The sequence below is a fragment of the Falsihalocynthiibacter sp. CO-5D18 genome (assembly GCF_041205445.1).
Taxonomy (GTDB): Bacteria; Pseudomonadota; Alphaproteobacteria; order Rhodobacterales; family Rhodobacteraceae; genus Falsihalocynthiibacter; species Falsihalocynthiibacter arcticus.
On sequence record NZ_JBGFCF010000008.1, the window covers coordinates 58,767 to 79,217 of the forward strand.

The 20,451-nt window shown below is 54.2% G+C and carries 24 protein-coding genes; 17 read left to right on the forward strand and 7 right to left on the reverse strand.

Features of this window, described 5'->3' with window-relative positions:
- Nucleotides 1–40: 40 nt before the first annotated feature.
- The 5 genes from AB9F27_RS12070 to AB9F27_RS12090 form a co-directional block, all read right to left on the reverse strand.
- Nucleotides 41–1,477, reverse strand: coding sequence for an FAD-binding oxidoreductase (locus AB9F27_RS12070; protein ID WP_335584507.1), 1,437 nt, complete (start codon nt 1,475–1,477; stop codon nt 41–43).
- Between the two features lie 236 nt (nt 1,478–1,713).
- Nucleotides 1,714–2,220: a hypothetical protein gene (locus AB9F27_RS12075; protein ID WP_335584506.1), complete on the reverse strand. Its 507-nt coding sequence runs from the start codon at nt 2,218–2,220 to the stop codon at nt 1,714–1,716.
- A gap of 68 nt (nt 2,221–2,288) precedes the next feature.
- Nucleotides 2,289–2,804, reverse strand: a complete 516-nt coding sequence (locus tag AB9F27_RS12080; protein WP_335584505.1) for a fasciclin domain-containing protein — start codon at nt 2,802–2,804, stop codon at nt 2,289–2,291.
- Nucleotides 2,805–2,994: 190 nt separating this feature from the next.
- Entirely contained in the window at nt 2,995–3,630 is a 636-nt protein-coding gene (locus AB9F27_RS12085; RefSeq protein WP_335584504.1) for a ChrR family anti-sigma-E factor, read from the reverse strand.
- Between the two features lies 1 nt (nt 3,631).
- Nucleotides 3,632–4,210, reverse strand: coding sequence for a sigma-70 family RNA polymerase sigma factor (locus AB9F27_RS12090; protein ID WP_052274650.1), 579 nt, complete (start codon nt 4,208–4,210; stop codon nt 3,632–3,634).
- Nucleotides 4,211–4,368: 158 nt separating this feature from the next.
- Between AB9F27_RS12090 and AB9F27_RS12095 the strand changes: the two genes are divergently transcribed.
- From AB9F27_RS12095 to AB9F27_RS12130, 8 genes are all read left to right on the forward strand, one after another.
- Nucleotides 4,369–5,649: an NAD(P)/FAD-dependent oxidoreductase gene (locus AB9F27_RS12095; RefSeq protein ID WP_369757740.1), complete on the forward strand. Its 1,281-nt coding sequence runs from the start codon at nt 4,369–4,371 to the stop codon at nt 5,647–5,649.
- Nucleotides 5,646–6,401: a DUF1365 domain-containing protein gene (locus AB9F27_RS12100; RefSeq protein ID WP_335584502.1), complete on the forward strand. Its 756-nt coding sequence runs from the start codon at nt 5,646–5,648 to the stop codon at nt 6,399–6,401. Before AB9F27_RS12095 ends, AB9F27_RS12100 begins: the two co-directional genes overlap by 4 nt.
- On the forward strand, nt 6,401–7,558 hold the full coding sequence (locus AB9F27_RS12105) for a cyclopropane-fatty-acyl-phospholipid synthase family protein (protein ID WP_335584501.1): 1,158 nt from the start codon (nt 6,401–6,403) through the stop codon (nt 7,556–7,558). Before AB9F27_RS12100 ends, AB9F27_RS12105 begins: the two co-directional genes overlap by 1 nt.
- A complete protein-coding gene (locus tag AB9F27_RS12110; RefSeq protein ID WP_335584500.1) occupies nt 7,551–8,288 on the forward strand; it encodes an SDR family NAD(P)-dependent oxidoreductase in 738 nt (245 codons plus the stop codon). Before AB9F27_RS12105 ends, AB9F27_RS12110 begins: the two co-directional genes overlap by 8 nt.
- Nucleotides 8,285–9,013 (forward strand): TspO/MBR family protein, encoded by a 729-nt coding sequence (locus AB9F27_RS12115; RefSeq protein WP_335584499.1) that lies wholly within the window; start codon nt 8,285–8,287, stop codon nt 9,011–9,013. Before AB9F27_RS12110 ends, AB9F27_RS12115 begins: the two co-directional genes overlap by 4 nt.
- Nucleotides 9,010–9,408, forward strand: a complete 399-nt coding sequence (locus AB9F27_RS12120) for a DUF2177 family protein (protein ID WP_335584498.1) — start codon at nt 9,010–9,012, stop codon at nt 9,406–9,408. The genes AB9F27_RS12115 and AB9F27_RS12120 overlap by 4 nt, the downstream gene beginning before the upstream one ends.
- Before the next feature lie 181 nt (nt 9,409–9,589).
- Nucleotides 9,590–10,525 carry a DnaJ C-terminal domain-containing protein gene (locus AB9F27_RS12125; RefSeq protein WP_335584497.1) on the forward strand — a complete coding sequence of 312 codons (936 nt, stop codon included), beginning with the start codon at nt 9,590–9,592 and terminating at the stop codon, nt 10,523–10,525.
- Nucleotides 10,522–10,857, forward strand: coding sequence for a hypothetical protein (locus tag AB9F27_RS12130; protein WP_335584496.1), 336 nt, complete (start codon nt 10,522–10,524; stop codon nt 10,855–10,857). The genes AB9F27_RS12125 and AB9F27_RS12130 overlap by 4 nt, the downstream gene beginning before the upstream one ends.
- A gap of 17 nt (nt 10,858–10,874) precedes the next feature.
- Here the strand turns inward: AB9F27_RS12130 and AB9F27_RS12135 are convergent, their stop codons facing one another.
- Together AB9F27_RS12135 and AB9F27_RS12140 are read right to left on the reverse strand one after the other, a co-directional pair.
- Nucleotides 10,875–11,198 carry an ArsC/Spx/MgsR family protein gene (locus AB9F27_RS12135; RefSeq protein WP_335584494.1) on the reverse strand — a complete coding sequence of 108 codons (324 nt, stop codon included), beginning with the start codon at nt 11,196–11,198 and terminating at the stop codon, nt 10,875–10,877.
- Between the two features lie 43 nt (nt 11,199–11,241).
- The gene (locus AB9F27_RS12140) at nt 11,242–11,418 is read right to left on the reverse strand and encodes a hypothetical protein (protein ID WP_039000781.1); all 177 of its coding nucleotides are present in this window, start codon (nt 11,416–11,418) and stop codon (nt 11,242–11,244) included.
- 213 nt (nt 11,419–11,631) lie between these two features.
- Between AB9F27_RS12140 and AB9F27_RS12145 the strand changes: the two genes are divergently transcribed.
- The 9 genes from AB9F27_RS12145 (at nt 11,632) to AB9F27_RS12185 (ending at nt 20,436) form a co-directional block, all read left to right on the forward strand.
- Nucleotides 11,632–12,378 carry a hypothetical protein gene (locus AB9F27_RS12145; RefSeq protein ID WP_335584493.1) on the forward strand — a complete coding sequence of 249 codons (747 nt, stop codon included), beginning with the start codon at nt 11,632–11,634 and terminating at the stop codon, nt 12,376–12,378.
- Between the two features lie 346 nt (nt 12,379–12,724).
- Entirely contained in the window at nt 12,725–14,119 is a 1,395-nt protein-coding gene (locus AB9F27_RS12150) for a PLP-dependent aminotransferase family protein (protein ID WP_335584492.1), read from the forward strand.
- A gap of 98 nt (nt 14,120–14,217) precedes the next feature.
- Nucleotides 14,218–15,237, forward strand: coding sequence for a TRAP transporter substrate-binding protein DctP (dctP, locus tag AB9F27_RS12155; RefSeq protein WP_335584491.1), 1,020 nt, complete (start codon nt 14,218–14,220; stop codon nt 15,235–15,237).
- Between the two features lie 72 nt (nt 15,238–15,309).
- Nucleotides 15,310–15,891 carry a TRAP transporter small permease gene (locus tag AB9F27_RS12160; protein ID WP_335584490.1) on the forward strand — a complete coding sequence of 194 codons (582 nt, stop codon included), beginning with the start codon at nt 15,310–15,312 and terminating at the stop codon, nt 15,889–15,891.
- A 12-nt stretch (nt 15,892–15,903) separates the two neighbouring features.
- The gene (locus AB9F27_RS12165; RefSeq protein ID WP_039000786.1) at nt 15,904–17,190 is read left to right on the forward strand and encodes a TRAP transporter large permease; all 1,287 of its coding nucleotides are present in this window, start codon (nt 15,904–15,906) and stop codon (nt 17,188–17,190) included.
- A gap of 13 nt (nt 17,191–17,203) precedes the next feature.
- Nucleotides 17,204–17,644 (forward strand): universal stress protein, encoded by a 441-nt coding sequence (locus AB9F27_RS12170; protein WP_335584489.1) that lies wholly within the window; start codon nt 17,204–17,206, stop codon nt 17,642–17,644.
- 9 nt (nt 17,645–17,653) lie between these two features.
- Nucleotides 17,654–18,418 (forward strand): ectoine utilization protein EutA, encoded by a 765-nt coding sequence (eutA, locus tag AB9F27_RS12175; protein WP_335584488.1) that lies wholly within the window; start codon nt 17,654–17,656, stop codon nt 18,416–18,418.
- A gap of 22 nt (nt 18,419–18,440) precedes the next feature.
- Nucleotides 18,441–19,454 carry a hydroxyectoine utilization dehydratase EutB gene (gene eutB / locus AB9F27_RS12180; RefSeq protein WP_335584487.1) on the forward strand — a complete coding sequence of 338 codons (1,014 nt, stop codon included), beginning with the start codon at nt 18,441–18,443 and terminating at the stop codon, nt 19,452–19,454.
- Nucleotides 19,447–20,436 carry a cyclodeaminase gene (locus AB9F27_RS12185; RefSeq protein ID WP_369757741.1) on the forward strand — a complete coding sequence of 330 codons (990 nt, stop codon included), beginning with the start codon at nt 19,447–19,449 and terminating at the stop codon, nt 20,434–20,436. Before eutB ends, AB9F27_RS12185 begins: the two co-directional genes overlap by 8 nt.
- Nucleotides 20,437–20,451 lie beyond the last annotated feature (15 nt).

Below are 20,451 nucleotides of genomic sequence, written 5' to 3' on the forward strand. Positions count from 1 at the left end.
CAATCCTTTATGCTGGTGCGTATTTTATGGAATTTTACCCTCATTCAGCCGCGCGGGATGCGGAAGTGGGTTTGATGTTGTGATTGAGGCGGAACAGGTTTTTTGGGTCATACTTGGCCTTCACATGGCCCAATCGCTCCATGTTGCTCCCGTAAGCCCCCGTTACTCGCCCCACCTCATCATCGGGCATGAAGTTCACATAGACACTTCCGGTCGAGTATTGCGCCGTGTCGTCGAATAATTTCCGCGCCCATCCGATACAGGTGGCATCACCAGACTCATCCGCCCATCGGGTATGAACGTTCATGATAAAATGCGCGGATCGTTGAGGATAGGCCGTGGCGTCTTCGGCAACCCGCGCCATAGCACCGCCGACATGCGCAATGAAAACTTCGCTGTTTGGATCGGGCAATGTTTCGATGGCCTTTAGAAGCACCGACACGGCGTCGCTAGAAAGCTCATTGAAATCATGGCTCTTCCAATAGTTTCTCATGCCGGGCGCGAGCAAAGGATCAAACGCGGTTTGCCACCCCACGAAGGGTGCCTCGCCGATCACATCCGCAATCGGATTTCCCAACCCACGCAATTGCTTGAGGGACTCTCCACCATCGGCTTCATCACCAATATAACAGGCTGCAAAGACAAGCACCGGTTTGCCGTGCCAGTCTTCAGGGAGAAACGGCAGAGGGGGCGCTTTGCGCATAACAACCCAGACGGTCAACTCGTCAGGCGCGGAACCCGCGATTTTGTTGTAGGCGCGCAGCAAGGATGGCGCATCTTCAAGCGGATGCACGATCAGACCTGCCAGCACGGAAGGCCCCACTTCATGCAGGCGGAATTCAAAGGAAGTAACAACGCCAAAGTTGCCGCCACCCCCACGGACCGCCCAAAACAAATCAGCGTTTTGATCCGCGCTCGCCGTCAAAAAACTGCCATCCGCGGTGACGATATCAACGGACAGAAGACTGTCGATGGTCATCCCGAATTTGCGCGTGATCCAGCCAAATCCACCACCAAGAGTTAGCCCCGCAATCCCTGTCGTGGAGTTGATACCCGTAGGCAGGGCCAAGGCATGTGATTGGGTTTCCTTATCGACGTCAGACAACAAAGCCCCCGGTTCCACACGGGCCGTTTTTGCGAACGGATCCACGTGGACACTTTGCATATGCGACAGATCCAAAAGCAACGCGCCCTCGGCTACGGCATGTCCGGCAATCTGATGCCCACCGGAACGAATGGCGAGCAACAGGTTGTTTTCACGCGCAAAATTGACGGCAGCGCGCACGTCGCTCGCCCCCATCGCCCGAATAACAAGACCGGGTTGGCGGTCGACCATCGCATTCCATAACGTGCGGCTCTCGTCGAACTCTACGGCACCTTGGGAAAAGACGCTGCCGCGCAAGGACCCGGCAAGGGCTTCGATCACGTCTGATGCAAAAATCTTTTCTGTGCCGTCTAATTTAATAATATTGGTCATTTTTAAAATCCCTCCAAATTGAATTAGAGGTCGCTTGCCGTGAATTTACCTCACAGACGGGTATGCCCGTTTCACATATTCATGTGCTATCTCTTACACTAATTTTGAAAGTCTCGCGAGCATTTGATTCACGGACCGGAACCTAGATGACTCTAGCTAAGGATCATATTGAGAGGATTACGTGGGGTATAAACCCTGAAAATACGCGATATCAAACAATTACGATCCCAGAGCGATCAGAGTAGCGGATCATAGGACCACTGCAATAATGCTTGCCGTTGCCGAGGGCGACAAAAAATATCTCCGGGGTAACAGTTGGCGCGAATTTGGCCTGCATGGCGTGCAAATCCACGCCATCGTTTGATTTGAATGCGATCAATGTCCTCAACACGTCGGCCAAGGAAATACCGACAATACCATTGAAACCAACCGCGAGGATCAGGGCCATAAATCCAACCCTTTTCCTGCCAAACAGAAAGCGGTTGTCGGCTTTTGATCCCAAAATAATTCAAAGCGGGGTCCGGTTTTGAGCTGATCTTGGCGTTTTCAAACCACGCCGCGGGAAACTCTTGCGTGCAATCATTCAGGTAGCGCCCCTCGAAAACCCCCATTTCAAGCATTTTCTGCGGGGTATAGACAGGGTTGAAATCATCGGCAAATTCCGCCCCAACAGGCGCAGAAAGAGCATAGGTATACCCTGTCTGAAAACGATCGTTCACTGTGATTTCATCGCCGAGTCTCATAGGTTTACCTACCGCAAAAAGATACGTGGCGCGCGTTCTTTTTTAAGACGCGCACCACGGGGTTTGCTTTAGTTGCAGGCTGGACGCGTGCCGGGCAGCAACACTTTGTCAACCACATGGATCACACCATTGTCGGCCATGATATCCGCGATGATTACATTCGCCATTTCGCCAGTTCCATCCGCTATCATAACGCCGTCACTTCCCGCAGTGATACACAGGCGTTCACTGTCCAAAATAGGTGCGAAATATGTCGAGCCCGTGGGGATCATATTGGCGGTCAATTTGCGGTCGTCCACGTGGTAAAGCAGCACGTTTGTGAGCTGGCCTTTGTTCTCGGGCATCAACAATGTTTCAACTGTGCCTTCGGGCAAGGCGGCAAAAGCATCATTCACCGGCGCGTAAACTGTGAAGGGGCCAGGCCCCGAGAGCGTTTCCGCAAGTCCAGCCGCTTGAACGGCGGCCACAAGGGTCGTGAAGCGCTCATCTCCAGCGGCAATCTCAACGATATTAGCGGCATTCGCAGTGCCTGCGGCAAGGCTAAGAGCAAGGGCGGTGACTGTGGCTTTCAATGTCGTTTTCATTCTGTCTCTCCATATACTGGACTTAAATCGTCCTGTGTTAATTTGCATTCGTATTATTGATACGGAGAAAAATCGGAACTGGATCACTTTTAAACTTCACATGAAATTAACGCCGCAAGCTATTGTTTTAATAAAAAAATCCACCAGATTGCCTGATGGATTTTTCCCTAACGGCAATATAGTTTTCGCGCTAAATGCGGAAAAGCGGCTGGAGCAAGCGTGGCACAAACGACGTGAACCGCAAGGGTGCGTCCGTGGCTGCAAGACAGATACAGGGCGCACCAGCCCCTGCGATGGGCGTGTGCTCAAGATCGCTGTCAGCAATTTCAAGATCGCCCACACCAAACTGCCCCGTCTCGTCGCTAAAGCTCCCCTGCAAAACCAAAGTCAGCTCCATGCCGCTATGGCTGTGATCGGGAACGGCCCGCCCTGAAGGGATATAAAGGAGCCGCGTTGAGCCTTCTTTATCCGCAGACAAGATGCATTGCCGCACCCCAAGCCCCAAGGATTTCCAGCGTGGCGGTTTGCCTTTGAGCGCGGCCATCACAGGCCCCGGGTAAACGCCACTACGCGTGTAGGTAGGTTCCACGGGAGCGGGCGCGTCAAGCTGCGCCATGATATCCGCTTTTAGGCTGCTCGACACATCGGCAACGTCGGTGGTTTCGAGAAGCGCTCCGCCAACAGTCTGATGCGCCTCAAGCGCCGCGCGACACTCGAGGCATATCGACACATGCGCCGCTACGACCATTGCAAACGGATGTGGTAAGTTGCCGGACGCGTAAGCGTTCAGCATGGCGTCGGGGGTATGATGGTGGATTGAGGTCATCTTAACGTAGTTCCTTCAATTCGTGCCGTAGGCGTTCCAGACCAAGTCGGATACGCGATTTAATTGTGCCAAGCGGCAGGCCGGTTTGAGCGCTGATCTCCTGATGGGTCAGCTCGCCCATATAGGCTTTTTGGATGATGTCACGTTGATCGGGCTTGAGCTTCGTTAGGGCTTGCCGGATACGCTGGGTTTCTTGATCGACGGCCAAAATCTGGCTCGCGTCTGGCTCTGACCCGGGATCTTCGCCGAGTTCTTCGGGCAACGGACGCCGCTCTTTGCGGATCACGTCAATTTGTCGATTGCGGGCAATCTGATAAATCCACGCAGACACCTGTGCGCGATGCGGGTCGAACATGTCGGCCTTGCGCCAAACCGTCAACATCACGTCCTGTACGATCTCTTCCGCCATACTCGACGAGGTTCCCGACCGGACGATGAACCCTTTAAGACGCGGCGCAAAATGGTCAAATAACCGCGCAAACGCGTCGCGATCGCGTGTATCGCGGATCGCGATCATCCACACGGTTTGCTCAGAGACTGGCTCAGAGACGTCGACAGGCGTTTGTGTCACCAGTTTCATGACCTTTCGCTGCGCGGCATTTGCACTCCGCGTTGCGGGTTTTTTATGAATCGTTTCTATCATCATAACCACATTACGAAGCCAAATGAAAATTAGATCATTTTTGATCCAAAAAAATTCTCACACGTATACAGTTCAATAAATTGCTCGGAGAGAACATGTCATTTGATGCCCCAAAAATCCGTCCCCTGCGCATTGCCATTATTGGCGGTGGCATATCGGGACTCGCGGCCGCTTATCTATCGTCGCCGCATCATGCGGTCACCCTGTTTGAGGCTGCCCCTAAGTTGGGCGGCCACGCGCGTACAGTAATGGCGGGAAAAAATGGCGATCAGCCCGTGGACAGTGGGTTCATTGTGTTCAACTACGCCAACTACCCCCATCTGACGCGGATGTTTCAGGACTTGGACGTGCCCGTTATCAAAAGCGACATGAGTTTTGGCGCGTCGATCAATGGCGGAAACATCGAATACGGGCTGCGCGATCTGCGCGCGCTCGTAGCCCAGAAGCAAAACCTGCTGCGTCCTGGATTTGCTCGCATGGTGCGCGATATTTTGCGATTTAACGCCAAGGCCGAGGCGCTGGCAAAGGACGACAGCACCACAATTGGCGACTTGATGGATGGGCTTAACCTCGGGCCATGGTTTCAAAACTTCTATCTGATGCCGCTCTGTGGTGCGATCTGGTCTACCTCGCCCTCCGATATTCGCGGTTTTCCCGCACGCACTCTGGTACAGTTTTTTCGCAACCACGCGCTTTTGAGTACCTCTGGCCAACACCAATGGTGGACGGTGGACGGAGGAAGTATCGAGTATGTCCGTCGTCTTGAACACTATTTGCGCGGTCGCGGAGTTGCCATACGTACCAAAACGCCTGTGCAAAGCGTGCGCCGTGAGGGGGGGCAGGTTATTATCAACAGCGCTGCAGGACCACATGCGCCGTTTGATCAGGTCATCTTTGCCTGTCATTCCGACCAAACCCTGCGCCTTCTTGAACAGCCAACACCCCAAGAACGCGCAGCGCTTTCTGCGATCCAGTTTCAGGACAATGAAATGATCCTGCACCGCGACACCGCGCAAATGCCCACCCGCAAAGCCGCATGGTCGAGTTGGGTTTACAAGGCTGACACAACACAACCCGAGCCCCGCATTGGCGTCACCTATTGGATGAACCGCCTGCAGAATATCCCTGAGAGCGACCCACTGTTTGTCTCGTTAAACCCGATTGATCCCGTGCCTGACCACTTGATCTATGATCAAAAAACCTTTCGTCATCCGGTGTTTGACGGTCCCGCCTTGGTGGCGCAACGCCAACTCAACGCGATTCAAGGCGACAATAACACGTGGTTCGCGGGCGCCTATACGCGCCACGGGTTCCACGAGGATGGTTTCGCCAGTGCAGCCCGTATTGCGCGCAAAATGGTTGGGCAATACGCATGACCACAGGTGCCGAATATATCAAAGGAGTCACCACCCATACCCGTCGCGGCGCGATAGCGCATCGCTTCAAATATACCGTCGATTATGTGCTCATTGATGCGGAGGGCATGCAGGAGAAGCCGAAGTTATTCTCGCGCAATCGGTTCAACCTCATGTCGGTGTATGATCGGGATCACGGTGGCCCACTTAAGGCAGGGACCGGCGCAAAATGGGTACGCGACATCTTGGCGGCACATGGATTAACCCGCCCGCATTTGCGGATTCTCTTGTTAACACAGCCACGAGTCTTGGGCTATATTTTCAACCCTGTCAGCTTTTGGTTAGTTCTGGAGGGCAAGGATATGATCGCCGCGATTGCCGAAGTCTCGACCCCGTTTGGCGACCGTCACTCCTATTTGTGCCATCAACCCGACCTGTCCCCCATCACCGCCGACACACGGATTACCACGCCGAAAGCCCTGCATGTGTCCCCCTTTCAAGAGGTCGCGGGCACCTATGAATTCAGTTTTGATATCCGCGCAGAGAAAATTTCAATCCGCATTTTGCATCGTAACGGCGATGAGGGCGTTGTCGCCTGTCTGGCGGGACCACGCGTGCCGATGACTAATGCACGCCTCATCAACGCAAGTCTGCGCCGCCCGCTTGGCGCCCTGCGCACAATGATCTTGATCCACTGGCAAGCCCTGCGTTTAAAACTTAAAGGCGCAAAATATCGCACCCGTCCCGCTCCCCCCACTACCGAGGTAACCTGATGCTTTTTCTTAGTAAGCGTGTGAAACACGATTTTTTGGACACCTGCGCCCGCATCACCACGGGCAGTTTGCGCCTGCGTACACCAGAGGGCGAAGTTTACGATTTTGGCGCGGGCACCCCTGCAGCCGAGATGCAAATCCACGACTGGTCAGTGGTGCCCGCCCTTGCGTGGCGCGGCGATATTGGACTGGGCGAGACCTATGTGGCAGGTCTGTGGGATACGCCTTCTGTCGAAAACCTAACCCGTATCGCCCTGCTCAATATGGAACAGTTCAGCGGTTACGCCTATGCGGGCTTTTGGAACAGCCTGAAGTTTCGCGTGGTGGATCGTTTGATGCGGGCCAATACGCGTGGAGGGGCGGCACGCAATATCCGCGCCCATTATGATGTTGGCAATGAATTTTACCAGCTTTGGCTGGATGAAAGCATGACCTATTCCTCCGCACTTTTTTCGGAGGGCGACACGGATTTAACCCGTGGGCAAAACCGCAAATATGACCGTATTCTTGATCGTCTGGGGCAAGGCGAGCGCGTGCTGGAAATCGGCTGTGGCTGGGGTGGATTTGCCGAACGGGCGGCCGAAAGCGGACGCCATGTCACGGGGCTGACGATCTCTCCGAGCCAAAAAGGCTACGCGGATGCGCGCCTTGACGGGCGGGCGGACATCCTCTTGCAAGACTATCGCGCCAGCCAAGGGACGTTTGACAGCATCGTGTCGATTGAGATGATTGAAGCGGTGGGGCAAAAGTATTGGCCAACCTATTTCGCAACACTCAAAGCACGCTTGGCCGAGAACGGCAGTGCCATGATCCAAGCGATAACGGTGCCAGACAGCTATTTCGATACCTACCAGCGGGGCTCTGACTATATACGCCACTATACGTTTCCCGGCGGAATGCTGTTGTCCAACGCGGTCATTTCCGAACAGGCGCGGCAGGCGGGGTTGGTCGTAAAGGACGTTTATAACTTTGGGTCCGATTACGCGCGGACATGCGCCGTATGGAATGACCGTTTGAACCAAAAATCGGAACGCATTCGCAAGATGGGCTTTGATGACGGGTTCCTGCGCAATTGGCAATTCTACCTCGGCATTTGCGCGGCGTCCTTTGCCGTCGGGCAAACCGATGTCGTTCAAGTGGAGTTGGCGCATGCCTAAGCCCGAAACGATTTGGATTATTGGTGCGAGCGACGGTATTGGCGCGGCCTTGGCCCGTGAATGGGCGGGGCGCGGCGCAAGGTTGATCCTTTCAGCGCGATCAGAGGACAAGTTGCAGGAGTTGGCGGCAAGCCTTGGAACAGACCACGTGATCGTGCCGCTGGACGTTGGGGATCGGGCGAGCTTGGAGAAAGCGGCCAAGGAGATCGCCACGTTTACGCCCTTGGACCGTGTGATCCATTTGGCTGCTCTTTATGATCCGGGGAAGATTTCTGACCTCTCGCCTGAGCGCGCGGCGCAAATCGTTACCGTCAATCTGACGGGGAGTTTTCATGTTGCCCAAATCGCGCCAAGACTGTTGCGCGCAGGGGGGCAACTGGCGCTTTGCGGATCTGTCGCGGGCTATATCGGTTTGCCGCAGGGTCAGATATATTCTGCAACAAAGGCAGCCGTGATCAATCTGGCGGAATCCTTGCGGGCGGAACTTGCGGGAAGTTTTGACGTGCGCCTCATCAGCCCCGGTTTTGTCGAAACGCGCCTCACCCAGCGCAACACGTTCACCATGCCTGCCATCGTAACACCGGAAGTAGCGGCCTGTGCGATCATTGACGGCCTCAACACAGGCCGCTTTGAAATCCACTTTCCGCGCCGTTTTACCTATGTTCTGAAACTGCTGAGCGCCCTTCCCTATTGGGCCGCTTTGCCCCTGACCCGACGGTTGACCCAATGACCCAGAAACAGTCCAAAACCCTTGCCGCTTTGGTCTTAGGTGCCACGCTGACCTTTGCCCTGTCCCCCTTGGCGACAATCGGGTTCAACGGCTTCACACCCGCACAATTTCCGATCCCGCAAATCGACCCACCTGTTCAGCCTTCGGGCTATGCGTTTTCGATTTGGGGGGTGATTTACCTCTGGCTGATTGCTGGCGCAGCTTACGGTGTCTGGCGCGCGCCGGACTCGCAAGACTGGCACCCGATGCGGCCGTGGCTGGCTGTAAGCCTCGTTATTGGGACGTTTTGGATTGCTGTCGCCAATGTTTCGCCCCATTGGGCCACGGTGATGATCATTGCAATGGCCGTAACTGCGATCTTTGCAATGCTACGCGCGGGCCCAAATGATCCTTGGCTAAAAGGACGACCCGTTGCGCTTTATGCGGGCTGGCTCACGGCGGCGACGGGCGTGGCGATTGGCGTCTTGCTTGGTGGATATGGCCTCCTTTCCGCACAAACCGCCGCAATCCTGTGCCTCGCTGGCGTGTTGGCCGTTGCTGCCTCCGTGCAGGCGGCCCGTCCGCGCGAATGGGGCTATCCCGTCGCCGTTATTTGGGCCCTGATCTGGGTCGTTGTCGCAAACCTGTCTGGCCCAAACTGGGTCGTCATCTCCCTCGCCTCCGTCGGTATCGCAGGTCTAGGCTTGCGGATGGTGCGCCCCTTTTTAAAGGATGCAAACGCATGAAAATCACGATCCTTTACCTCTCAACAGCGGTAATATTTTTCGCGCTCGACGCCATTGGTCTGCGCCTACTGATAAAACCGGTTTTTGAGCGCCACATTGCCCATCTCTTCGCCGACCCATTTCGGGTGGGTCCCGCCCTTGTGTTTTATATGGGGTATATCGTTGGGTTGCTGTGGTTTGTTTCAGTCCCTGCCCTGCGAGCAGGAGACCCGACGGCGGCGCTGATTGGCGGGGTGGCCTTGGGGCTTTTGGCCTATGGAACCTATGAATTCACCAATTACGCGACCTTACGGGATTGGTCGCTGCAACAGGTGGCCGTCGATATGATATGGGGCGGCGTTCTGACGGGGTTTTCGGCGTGGAGTGGGGTAATGATTACGCGCGCATTGGCGTAAGTTTGCCGCTTTTGTTCGGGGTTTGGACGCCAAAAAGCGCATAGACCCTTGATAAATTTGTGTATAGGCTTTTTGTATATGAAAGTTGCCGCGTCCTATCTCTAGGCGACAACGTGAAAGCGGCTTGAGGCGGCTTATTTGCCTGATCTCATTGCGCAAAATTACGAATAAGGCTCACAACGTGTCAAAAACAATTCAAGACCCCTATGCAGAGCTTGGCGTCAAATCCACGGCAACCGATGCGGAAATCAAGAAGGCCTTTCGCGCCCTAGCCAAAAAGCTGCACCCCGATATCAACGTGGGAGATGCCGCCAGTCAGGACAGGTTCAAAGCGATTTCCGCAGCCTATACCTTCCTCACGGACAAGGAAAAAAAGCGCCGTTTTGATGCGGGGGAAATCGACGCCTCGGGTGCGGAAAAACCGGACAGAAGCTTCTATAAGGATTTCTCGTCAAACGGCCCGCGGCACCGCTATGAACCCGAGGGGAACTTCGACGGTTTTGGCGATATTTTCTCGCGCGCCTTTGGGGGCGACCCTAGATACGGCGCCAGGCAAGGGGCGAATATGCCGATGCGCGGGGGCGATTTGCGCTTTCACCTGACCATTAGTTTTCGCGACGCAATCACGGGTGCCAAACAACAATTGACGCCACCCAACGGCAGTAAACTTGAAGTTTCGATCCCCGCTGGCATCAAAGAAGGGCAAACCCTGCGCCTTGCGGGGCGCGGTCAACCCGGGATCAACGGCGGCCCTGCAGGGGACGCTCTGATTGAAATATCTGTAGCACCCGACGTCATTTTCACCCGCGACGGAGATGATATTCTTCTCGACCTTCCCATCTCGATTGACGAGGCGGTTTTGGGCGCATCAGTGGAAGTTCCGACGGTAAAGGGCCGCGTAAAATTGCGCATTCCTGCTGGTTCAAGCAGCGGGCGCGTTATGCGCATCAAGGAGCGCGGGGCCCCGTCTGGCAAAGGTAAAATCGGCGATCAATTGGTGACGCTCAAGATTGTCCTGCCCGACGAGATCAGCGAAAGCCTCGTGAGTGCCATGGAGGAGATGCGCGAGGCGGGTGGGTATAGCGCGCGGGCTGGCTGGAAGGGAGAAACGAAATGATGACCGAAGCGGAAGTTCTGGTAAAAGTCCAAGGATTGAGTGTCACGCGGCTCCGGATTTGCGTTCAAGAAGCGTGGGTGGCCCCCGCCACGGGGCAAAGCGGCCCCCTCTTTGACGACCTTGATCTCGCGCGTCTGCAACTCATTGCCGACCTCAACGATGATATGGAGGTCAATGACGAAGCCCTGCCGATCATTCTGTCGCTGATCGACCAATTGAACGCAAACCGGCGCCTTTTTCAGGCATTAGATCAGGCAATCAACGCGCAAGAGGTCGACATTCAAGAGAACATCGTCGCGTTTATTGTGGATGCGGCAGGGCAAAAAACGTAACTTGATGGGCGGCCCCGTCAAAGTAACGCGTCTTGCACGGCCTGATCCCAGCCCAGATAATAGGTTTCGCCATCGCGGATAACGGGACTGACCATCAATTTGGGTTTGGCGGCCAATTGATCTTCCGCTTCGGAATGTTTCAACCAATCACTCAGGCCGCGCCATTCCGTTGACTTCTTATCCAACAAACGATCACCAAACTCGCCGACTAATTCGGCCCATTCTGCTTCGCTCATTGGGTTCGCGCGGATATCGCGAAAATTTACCTCTTTGCCCGCAGCTTCCAAGGTTTTGATGGCCTTCTGGCTATCTGTGCAGGTGTTAATTCCATAGACTATCATGTGACTTTTCCTTGAACGCCAAACAACGTGGCGAGAAACTTTCTTATTTTCCGCGCTTCGCAGCCTTTTGTTCTTTGGTCAGCTTGACGTTCCAACTGTTGTTGCTGATCCCAAGCTCACTGGGCAAGGGTTTTGTTTTCCCAACACTGACATTTCCCCCATTTTCCAAAAACTGCTTAATAAGGGCTTCATCGGTCGTGGCCTTGCGGACTTGTTTCATCGCTATGGTCTTCCAGTTTTGCTCCTCGTTTTTAACGAAGAAAGGAATTTAAGGAACCATAGCGAGTACTGGCAGAAAAGAAAACGTGCGTGAGACAAACTTCTCGCATGGGCCGTGCCAAAACCCCGCATTGAAAATCTCGGCAACAAAATATCAACACATTGACTCTAGGGTTAGCCAGATACCAGCTTCTAAATTGAGGTTTTAATGTTCGTGAAACGATCCCTAGCCACCGGCGTCTTGCTGTTGTTTATAACGGCTTTTTTCTCCCCTGTTTTTGCCGAAAGGGCGTCCCTATTTCGGGTTTCCACCCTGCCCCAAAGCAGCGGTTCTCTGTTTGAACTAAGTAGCTTAACTTCCGGCCCCGATGAACCGCTCAGTACGGCCAGCCTTTTCGCCGGACGTCGGGCCACCAGTTTATTTGCCCCCTACTCTGTCAAAGAAAACAAGATCGAGCGAGAGGTTCAACTCAGCAAATACGCCCTTCAAGCCACAGGAATACGCCATGTCATCGGCCAAGCGGAAGCTGGCAAAAAAGGTTACGATGCCATTCAACACGGCGCTCGGCTTCGGCCTGCAAAAAAGCCGACAGACATGACGCTTGCGGAAATTTTCGACTGGATCGAACAAACACCAAACCAAAATCACGCGATTGGCCGGTATCAGTTTATTCCAGCAACTCTCCAACGTCTGGTCGATTTTTTGGGAGTGAATGAGCGTGCAGTATTTTCGGCTGAGGTCCAAGATCAACTGGCGGATGTACTCCTCGTAGAAGCAGGCCTCAACGCCTTTAGCGAGGGCGAAATAGAGCGCCATGATTTTATGCATAATATGGCTAAAATCTGGGCAGGGCTCCCAACATCAACGGGAAAATCGTTCTATAATGGCTACGCGGGCAACAAAGCAACGATGACTTGGGCACATTTTGATCGGGAAATGGCAAAAATCTTTCCAAGTTAAGAGGCTGCGTGCGTCGAAATTTTTAGCCATTTCAGCGACAGGAACCTAACAACACCTCATTTTATTGTTCAAAAAACATAAAAATGGTCAGGAAGCGATGTTATGGTTAAGGCCTTTGGTCACCCCGCAATCATTGTTCGCCATTTTATTGAAGTACTTAGGCGGCCCACAGTCACTTGATCCAATCCTTGCGGCGCATAGGGCCCATCGCAACCGACAAGATTGTTGAGGTAATGGCATGGTGAATGGCGGTCCTGCACTTTACGAGGCTGGTATCAAATATCACGAAGTTTGAGCAGAATTACGGGGGATTGTATCGTCAATGAAATCACCTTAGGATTGTCGCATGACAATATGGTATCCCAACCCCGCGACTCTCCAACATCCGCTGCATACTGGCCTTGCCTCGGCAATAGCACATGCGATCTCTGACGGTAAATTGCAAAAAGGCCAGCAGTTGCCGACCCATCGCAAGATGGCAGAACGGCTTGGTCTTAGTGTTCACACGGTTAGCAAGGCGTATGAAACTTTGCGGCGGCAAAACCTGATTGACGGGCATGTGGGACGTGGCAGTTATGTTCTTGATCCCAATGTGACCCAAGACCAACCCTTCAAACTTAAGTCCGAAGGGCGCAATGGATTTGACCTTTCAATATCGCGCCCAATGTTCAGCAAGCTGCATGTTGATCGCTTCCAAAAAGCCTTGATCCGACTCCCAGACGAGTTGGATCCCTCGATATTTTTATCCTGCCGCCCAAACGTCGGGCACGATGCCCATCGGGAAACCGGCGTGAAATGGTTGTCAATTTGTGGCGTAGACACATCGCCCGATAGAATCATTATGACCAACGGCGTCAGTCATGGCATGTCTGCTGCGTTGTCTGCCTTAACTCGCCCCGGGGACACGGTGCTGGCGGACGATATTACCCATCACATGCTAGTTTCAGGATGCTCTTATCTTGGTCTAAATTTGGTCGGCATTCAGACCGATGAATTCGGAATTCGCCCTGATGCGCTTGAAGAATATTGTCGGGAAAAAGAAGCTAAGATACTGTTTTTGTTTCCTTCACTGGCAAATCCAACAGCCGTGATGGTACCAGAAGAGCGGCGCCGCGCGCTTGTGGAGGTGGCGCGAAAATTTGGCCTGTACATCATCGAAAACGATACCTTTGGCCCCCTTGTAAAAGACCGCCCAACTCCTGTGACGGCCCTCGCACCAGAGCGTTCCATCTATCTGACGTCCTTTACAAAATGCACCATTTCCGGCCTGCGCGCGGGCTATCTTGTTGCGCCGGATCATCTGCTTCCGGCCCTAACGAGCCGTATTGTTGTGTTTGGCTGGATGGCCACGCCCTTGATGTGTGAGTTGGCAAGCCGCTGGGTGCTTGATGGAACGGCTCTGGAATTGGCGATGTGGCAGCGTGCCGAACTTTGCAAACGCTATGAGATTGCAAAGCAAGCGCTGCACGGGATGCAATGGAGCGGACACGCTTCTGGACTTCATATTTGGCTGAAACTTCCCGAAGGATGGACGACCGATAGCTTCGTCGCCTATGCGCGGGAACTAAGTATTTCTGTCGCCCCAGATACGCCTTTCCTGACCCCAAAGACCGCGTCGCAAAATGCTGTGCGGGTGTCCTTGGGCAGTATACAGGACCATGAGCGCTTCAAACAGGCGTTAAATCTTTTAGCCGGAATGCTTGCCCGCCCCCATGCAGCCCTGCCGCCCCTAACCTACTAGAATTGTCCTGCAACAATAAAGAAATTGACTTGCAGGACAATCTACCTCAAGTCTGACACAGATGAAAATCTGATGTCACTGAGGTTTAGGAGATTACGATGACCCAATCCGCAAAATTCACACTAAAGGCCTGCGTTGCAGCAAGCTTGACTCTTGCCGCACCCAGCGGTGTTTTGGCCGAAACTTGGCGCTATGCCTTTGAAGAGTCGATGGCCGACGTGCAGGGCGTTTACGCACAAAAATTCAAGGACGAGATCGAAGCGAATTCGGATCATGAGGTCCAATTGTTCCCTTATGGTACGCTTGGTGAATCGGCCGATATCATGGAGCAAACACAGGATGGAATTCTGCAATTCGTGGACCAATCACCTGGTTTTACCGGCTCTTTGATCCCCGAAGCCCAAGTTTTCTTTGTTCCGTATCTGTTGCCAACCGACCAAGAGCATTTGGCGCGTTTTTACCGCGAGAGCGAAGCGATCAACGGCATGTTCAAGCCGCTTTATGCCGATCAAGGGCTTGAGTTATTGAATATGTTCCCCGAAGGCGAAGTTGCCATGACGACCAAGGAACCAGTCAATACCTGCGCCGATCTAAACGAAGTTAAGTTCCGAGTCATGACCAACCCCTTGCTGGTTGAAAGCTACAAAGCCTTTGGCGCGACGCCAACCCCCCTGCCTTGGGGTGAAGTCTATGGCGGTTTGCAAACCAACATCATTCAGGGCCAAGAAAACCCAACATTCTTCCTGTATTCTACCAAGATTTTTGAAGTTACTGACTACATCACCTATGCTGGCCACAATAATTTCACCACGGCCGTTATGGCGAACAAAGACTTCTATGACGGTCTGAGTGCAGACGATCAGTTGGTCGTGCAGAGTGCCGCATCCGCTGCTTATGATCACACTGTGGTCTATCAAGCGCAAGCTGCCGATATCGAACTGGCTAAAATTATGGAAGCCAAGCCGGAAATGGTCGTCACGGTTTTGACCGAAGACGAGCGCAGCTGCTTTAAAGAGGCTGCCGTGCAAGTCGAAGCGGCCTTCATCGAAATGACCGGTGATAGCGGTGCGAAAATCCTGCAGCAGCTAAAAGATGATTTGGCCGCGACTGCGAACTAAGACGCGTCACGGACAAGATGTTACTGAGCGAGGGTCCTCTCGCTCAGTAACGCACATGCAATCAGGGGTAGCATGATGAGCAATCAACCAAAACGCGCAATGCACGAGTCCAGTTTGCCCGGATTTTTAGGGGTGATTGACAGTGCAATCAGCCGCACCGAGTCCTTCCTCCTTGCAACCGGCGTGCTGCTTATGGCGGCCAATACAATCGCCAATGTGGTCGGGCGTTTTTTGCTGGGGAATTCGATCTTTTTCTCCGAAGAGCTGAACCGGATACTGATTATCCTCATTACTTTCGCGGGCATCAGCTATGCGGCGCGCCATGGTCGCCACATCCGAATGTCCGCAATCTATGATGCATTGCCACCGCGCATGCGCAAAATTCTGATGGTGATTATCTCGTTGGTGACGGCGTTGTTTATGTATCTGCTATGCTATTACGCCGTCAAATATATCGGCACTCAGGCCTCGCGCGGGCGGATTCTTCCCTCGTTGCAAATTCCGGTCTGGGTCATTCTGGTCTGGGCGCCCGTGGGTTTTTTCATGACCGGCACCCAATATCTGCTGACTGCAATCAAAAATCTCACGTCAAAAGACATCTACCTCTCGACCTATGTGCTCGAGGGATATGACGACGAAGAAATCGAAATCTGAGGAGACCGCCAGATGGCCGCGACTATTTTCAGCGTCATGATCGTGCTTTTGTTGTTGGGTTTCCCGATGATGATCCCGCTGATTATTGGCGCGTTCATCGGGTTTCTGATGATGTTTGACGGCTTTGGGCAGATGGAAACCATGGTGCAGCAAATGCTGGCCGGTATCCGCCCCGCGTCTTTAATTGCCGTACCGATGTTTATTTTTGCCGCTGACATCATGACCCGCGGCCAATCGGCAGGGCGTCTGATTGATGTCGTCATGGCCTTTGTTGGCCACATCCGCGGCGGGCTGGCAATCTCGACGGCCGCCGCCTGTACCATGTTTGGCGCGGTTTCAGGATCAACTCAGGCAACCGTTGTTGCCATTGGCTCGCCCCTACGGCCCCGTATGTTAGAAGCTGGTTACAAGGACAGTTTCGTGCTGGCCCTGATCGTGAATGCAAGCGACATCGCGTTTCTTATCCCGCCCTCGATCGGGATGATTATTTACGGCGTTGTGTCCAATACCTCCATTGCCGAGCTGTTTATTGCGGGCATTGGGCCGGGCCTGCTGATCCTCGTTATGTTTTCGATCTACAGCTACATTTACGCGATCCGCAACAATGTCCCGACCGAGCCAAAGGCAACTTGGCGTCAGCGCGCGCGCACGTTGCGGCTTGCCTTATGGCCAATGGGTTTTCCAATTATCATCGTAGGCGGAATTTATGGCGGGATCTTTAGCCCGACCGAGGCGGCGGCGGCTTGTGTGCTCTACGCGTTGATCCTTGAGGTCGTTATTTTCCGCTCCATGTCACTGGACGACGTGTATCAAACCGCGAAATCAACAGGGCTGATCACTGCGGTTGTCTTTATCCTCGTTGGGGCTGGGGCGGCGTTCTCTTGGGTGATCTCGTTCGCGCAGGTTCCACAGGAAATTCTCAGTGCGGTTGGCATTTCCGACATGGGCCCGATTGGCGTGTTGTTTGTGATCTCGATTGCCTTTTTCATCGGCTGTATGTTTGTCGATCCCATTGTGGTGATCCTTATTCTGGTGCCGATCTTTGCACCCGTAGTGAAGTCGGTTGGCCTTGACCCTGTCCTCGTGGGCACAATCATCACGTTGCAGGTGGCCATTGGCTCGGCGACCCCGCCGTTTGGCTGCGATATATTTACGGCGATGGCTGTCTTTAAGCGTCCCTATATCGAAGTCATTCGCGGCACGCCGCCGTTTATTTTCATGCTGCTGAGTGTTGCGGTTGCGCTAATCTACTTCCCTCAGATCGCCCTGTTCCTGCGCGACCTCGCGTTTTCAAAATAACAAGGAGTTTAAGATGTTTAAATCAATCCTTGTCCCCTTTGACGGTTCGCAAGGGGCACAAACCGCCCTGCGCAAGGCTTTGGAATTACGCGCAATTTGTGGGGAGTGTTCGCTCACACTCCTGACCGTCTATCGCCACCATTCGATGCTTGAGGCGTCGATTTCTATGGTAGGCGCCGATCAAACCGGCAATCTGGATGAAATCATGCGCGGCCATGCAAAAGAGGTCGCTGAAAACGGCAAAGCGATTGCGGCTAAAGCTGGGTACACCGACGTCAGAGCCTTTGTGAAATCCGGTCCGACCGCGCGGGTCATTGTCAGCTTTGCCCAAGAGCATCAGAACGATTTGATCGTGATCGGCAGCCGTGGACTTGGCTCATTCGAAGGATATCTGCTGGGCAGTGTCTCCCACAAAGTCACGGGGCTTGCGGCCTGCCCTGTTATGGTTGTTTAGGAAAATAAAATGCCAATGAATGTGACCTCAACGGTGTCAGCCGTCCCAATTGAAATGGATGCACGCCCCGTCAAAAAGCGGATTGCGCTTGTTGTTCTGGCGACAGATCACACCACTGAACTTGATTTTTCGCGGATATGTGATCCCGCGGACATCGGAGTTTATGCTAATCGCATCGATTACCAAAACCCCGGCACAAGGGAAAATCTGCTCGCCACGGGTCCGCGACTGACCGAGGCCGCGGCCCAAATCCTGCCCGATGAAAAAATGGATGTCATCGCCTATGGCTGCACCGCCGCCTCGGTGGTTTTGGGCAATGACGCCGTTGGGGAATATCTGAATGCGGGCAAGCCAGACACACCATTTGTCACGCCAAGTTCCGCAGCGCTCGAAGCGTTCAAGGCTCTAGGGGCGCGCAAAATCAGCGTCCTGACGCCCTACTCCGCGCATATCTCGGACGCGGTGGTTGCGTATTTTTCGTCCCACGGCCCGGAGGTGGTGCGCGCCAATTGTCTGGGCGTAGACGACGACCGCGAGATTGCACGTCTATCGGAGGACACTATCATCGAGGCCGCGTGTGCTGCGATGGATCCCGATGCCGACGCGCTATTTTTGTCCTGCACGGGCCTACGGGCCGCTGTCTGTATCGCGCGGATTGAGGCGCGCATCGGCAAGCCCGTTGTAACCTCCAATCAGGCGATGATCTGGCGCTGTTTGCGTGAAATCGGATCGACAAAGCCCGTGGTCGGATATGGCCGCCTTTTCCAACATTAAGACCGAAACGGAAGTACGAATAATGACATCGCACATCACGCTCCAAGACAGTTTTGCCGCGCGCCAACGGATCGCGAGCGGCATTAGGCAGACGCCGCTGGTCGCCTCCCCTTCACTCAGTGCGCTTTGCGCAGCGGATATTTCGCTCAAGCTAGAGCAAACCCAAATCACCGGCAGCTTCAAGCTACGCGGAGCCACCAATGCCGTGCGATCGCTTTCGCAGGCTCAAAAAGACGCGGGCATTGTGGGCGTATCCACGGGCAATCACGGACGCGGATTGGCCTATGCGGCGGCGCAGGCTGGGGTACGCTGTATCATCTGCATGTCCGAACTGGTGCCGCAAAACAAGGTGGATGGCATCAAATCCCACGGGGCCGAAGTGCGCATTGTCGGGCGTAGTCAGGATGACGCGCAGGTCGAAGTGGACCGGTTGGTCGCTGAAGGCATGACCATGCTGCCGCCCTTTGATCACCTCGATATTATCGCAGGGCAAAGCACCGTGGCGTTGGAAATGCTGGAACAGGCACCGGACCTGCAAACCGTGCTTGTGCCGCTTTCGGGTGGCGGTTTGATTTCGGGCATGGCGATGGTGATGAAGGCGGTCAATCCGGCCATCCGTGTCGTCGGTATCTCGATGGAACACGGCGCGGCAATGTATGAATGCCTTAAGGCGGGAAAGCCGATATTTGTTGAAGAAAAACCAACGCTTGCGGACTCTCTTGGGGGCGGTATCGGGCTGGAAAATGCCTATACTTTCGCAATGACCCGCGATCTGGTGGACGATGTGGTGCTGGTGACAGAGGCCGAAATCGCGGCGGCAATCCGCCATGCCTATTGGGAGGAACGACAGGTCATCGAAGGCTCAGGCAGCGTGGGTATTGCTGCACTTTTGGCGGGCAAAATCACCAATCCGGGCACCTGCGTTTCCCTGATCAGCGGCCAAAACATTGATATGGCGCTGCATAAACGTCTGATTGATGGCGAGGACGTGGATGTCTCTGCCAAGCCGCAAAACACAGGAGGCCCCGATGCCTGATATCAAAATCCTGACTGAAGCCGACCTACGCCGCGCAATTTCTTTGGATGCGAATGCGGTGAGTTGTATCGAACAGGCGTTTCACCTGTTGGCGACCAAAGACGTGGTGATGCCCCCGATCCTGAGCTTTCACGTGCCGGAACATAACGGCGAAGTCGATGTGAAAACCGCCTATGTGCCCGGGATCGACAGCTTTGCGATCAAGATGAGTCCGGGTTTTTTCGACAACCCAAAATTGGGTCTGCCCAGCTTGAACGGCTTGATGGTGTTGTTTGACGCCACCACGGGCATTGTCAAAGCTGTTTTGCTGGACAACGGCTATCTGACGGATGTGCGCACGGCGGCGGCGGGCGCGGTTGCGGCCAAACATCTGTCGCGCGCGGACAGCAAAGTTGCGGGCATTCTGGGCAGTGGCACGCAAGCGCGTCTGCAACTGGAAGCGCTAACATTGGTACGCGGGATTGAGCGGGCGATTATATGGGGCCGTGACGCAGAGAAAGCGGCCGCATGCGCCCGCGATTGCGCTGCGCGTTTGGGGATTGAAGTCACCGTCGGCAGCATCGCCGATGTGATGACGGCCGCCGATATCGTGGTCTCCACCACGCCATCGGGCACGCCCCTAATTCACGCCAGCATGCTGCGTACGGGCCAGCATATCACCGCCGTTGGCGCCGACGCGGATTACAAAACCGAACTGGCGCAAGACGTGATCCCCGCCGCGACGTTGTTTATCTGTGACCGCCGCTCGCAGTCGATCAAACAAGGCGAGTTGCGGCCTGCGATTGCCGCAGGCTCTGTCACAAATCCCAACAGCTATCCCGAATTGGGTGAGATTATCGCAGGCCAGAAAGCAGGCCGCCAATTGGCCTCTGACATCACGATTGTCGACCTGACCGGCACCGGTGTTCAGGACACAGCAATTGCCACGCTGGCTTATGAGCGCGCCGGTGCAGCAGATGCCGGAACGACAATTCACAGCTGACTTTTCAAGGAGTTA

What these genes read in the sequence shown, in the direction of transcription:
- AB9F27_RS12070 (WP_335584507.1), bottom strand. Translation starts at nt 1,477, where the DNA reads ATGACCAATATTATTAAATTAGACGGCACAGAAAAGATTTTTGCATCA.
- AB9F27_RS12075 (WP_335584506.1), bottom strand. Translation starts at nt 2,220, where the DNA reads ATGAGACTCGGCGATGAAATCACAGTGAACGATCGTTTTCAGACAGGG.
- AB9F27_RS12080 (WP_335584505.1), bottom strand. Translation starts at nt 2,804, where the DNA reads ATGAAAACGACATTGAAAGCCACAGTCACCGCCCTTGCTCTTAGCCTT.
- AB9F27_RS12085 (WP_335584504.1), bottom strand. Translation starts at nt 3,630, where the DNA reads ATGACCTCAATCCACCATCATACCCCCGACGCCATGCTGAACGCTTAC.
- AB9F27_RS12090 (WP_052274650.1), bottom strand. Translation starts at nt 4,210, where the DNA reads ATGAAACTGGTGACACAAACGCCTGTCGACGTCTCTGAGCCAGTCTCT.
- AB9F27_RS12095 (WP_369757740.1), top strand. Translation starts at nt 4,369, where the DNA reads ATGTCATTTGATGCCCCAAAAATCCGTCCCCTGCGCATTGCCATTATT.
- AB9F27_RS12100 (WP_335584502.1), top strand. Translation starts at nt 5,646, where the DNA reads ATGACCACAGGTGCCGAATATATCAAAGGAGTCACCACCCATACCCGT.
- AB9F27_RS12105 (WP_335584501.1), top strand. Translation starts at nt 6,401, where the DNA reads ATGCTTTTTCTTAGTAAGCGTGTGAAACACGATTTTTTGGACACCTGC.
- AB9F27_RS12110 (WP_335584500.1), top strand. Translation starts at nt 7,551, where the DNA reads ATGCCTAAGCCCGAAACGATTTGGATTATTGGTGCGAGCGACGGTATT.
- AB9F27_RS12115 (WP_335584499.1), top strand. Translation starts at nt 8,285, where the DNA reads ATGACCCAGAAACAGTCCAAAACCCTTGCCGCTTTGGTCTTAGGTGCC.
- AB9F27_RS12120 (WP_335584498.1), top strand. Translation starts at nt 9,010, where the DNA reads ATGAAAATCACGATCCTTTACCTCTCAACAGCGGTAATATTTTTCGCG.
- AB9F27_RS12130 (WP_335584496.1), top strand. Translation starts at nt 10,522, where the DNA reads ATGATGACCGAAGCGGAAGTTCTGGTAAAAGTCCAAGGATTGAGTGTC.
- AB9F27_RS12135 (WP_335584494.1), bottom strand. Translation starts at nt 11,198, where the DNA reads ATGATAGTCTATGGAATTAACACCTGCACAGATAGCCAGAAGGCCATC.
- AB9F27_RS12140 (WP_039000781.1), bottom strand. Translation starts at nt 11,418, where the DNA reads ATGAAACAAGTCCGCAAGGCCACGACCGATGAAGCCCTTATTAAGCAG.
- AB9F27_RS12150 (WP_335584492.1), top strand. Translation starts at nt 12,725, where the DNA reads ATGACAATATGGTATCCCAACCCCGCGACTCTCCAACATCCGCTGCAT.
- dctP (WP_335584491.1), top strand. Translation starts at nt 14,218, where the DNA reads ATGACCCAATCCGCAAAATTCACACTAAAGGCCTGCGTTGCAGCAAGC.
- AB9F27_RS12160 (WP_335584490.1), top strand. Translation starts at nt 15,310, where the DNA reads ATGATGAGCAATCAACCAAAACGCGCAATGCACGAGTCCAGTTTGCCC.
- AB9F27_RS12165 (WP_039000786.1), top strand. Translation starts at nt 15,904, where the DNA reads ATGGCCGCGACTATTTTCAGCGTCATGATCGTGCTTTTGTTGTTGGGT.
- AB9F27_RS12170 (WP_335584489.1), top strand. Translation starts at nt 17,204, where the DNA reads ATGTTTAAATCAATCCTTGTCCCCTTTGACGGTTCGCAAGGGGCACAA.
- eutA (WP_335584488.1), top strand. Translation starts at nt 17,654, where the DNA reads ATGCCAATGAATGTGACCTCAACGGTGTCAGCCGTCCCAATTGAAATG.
- eutB (WP_335584487.1), top strand. Translation starts at nt 18,441, where the DNA reads ATGACATCGCACATCACGCTCCAAGACAGTTTTGCCGCGCGCCAACGG.
- AB9F27_RS12185 (WP_369757741.1), top strand. Translation starts at nt 19,447, where the DNA reads ATGCCTGATATCAAAATCCTGACTGAAGCCGACCTACGCCGCGCAATT.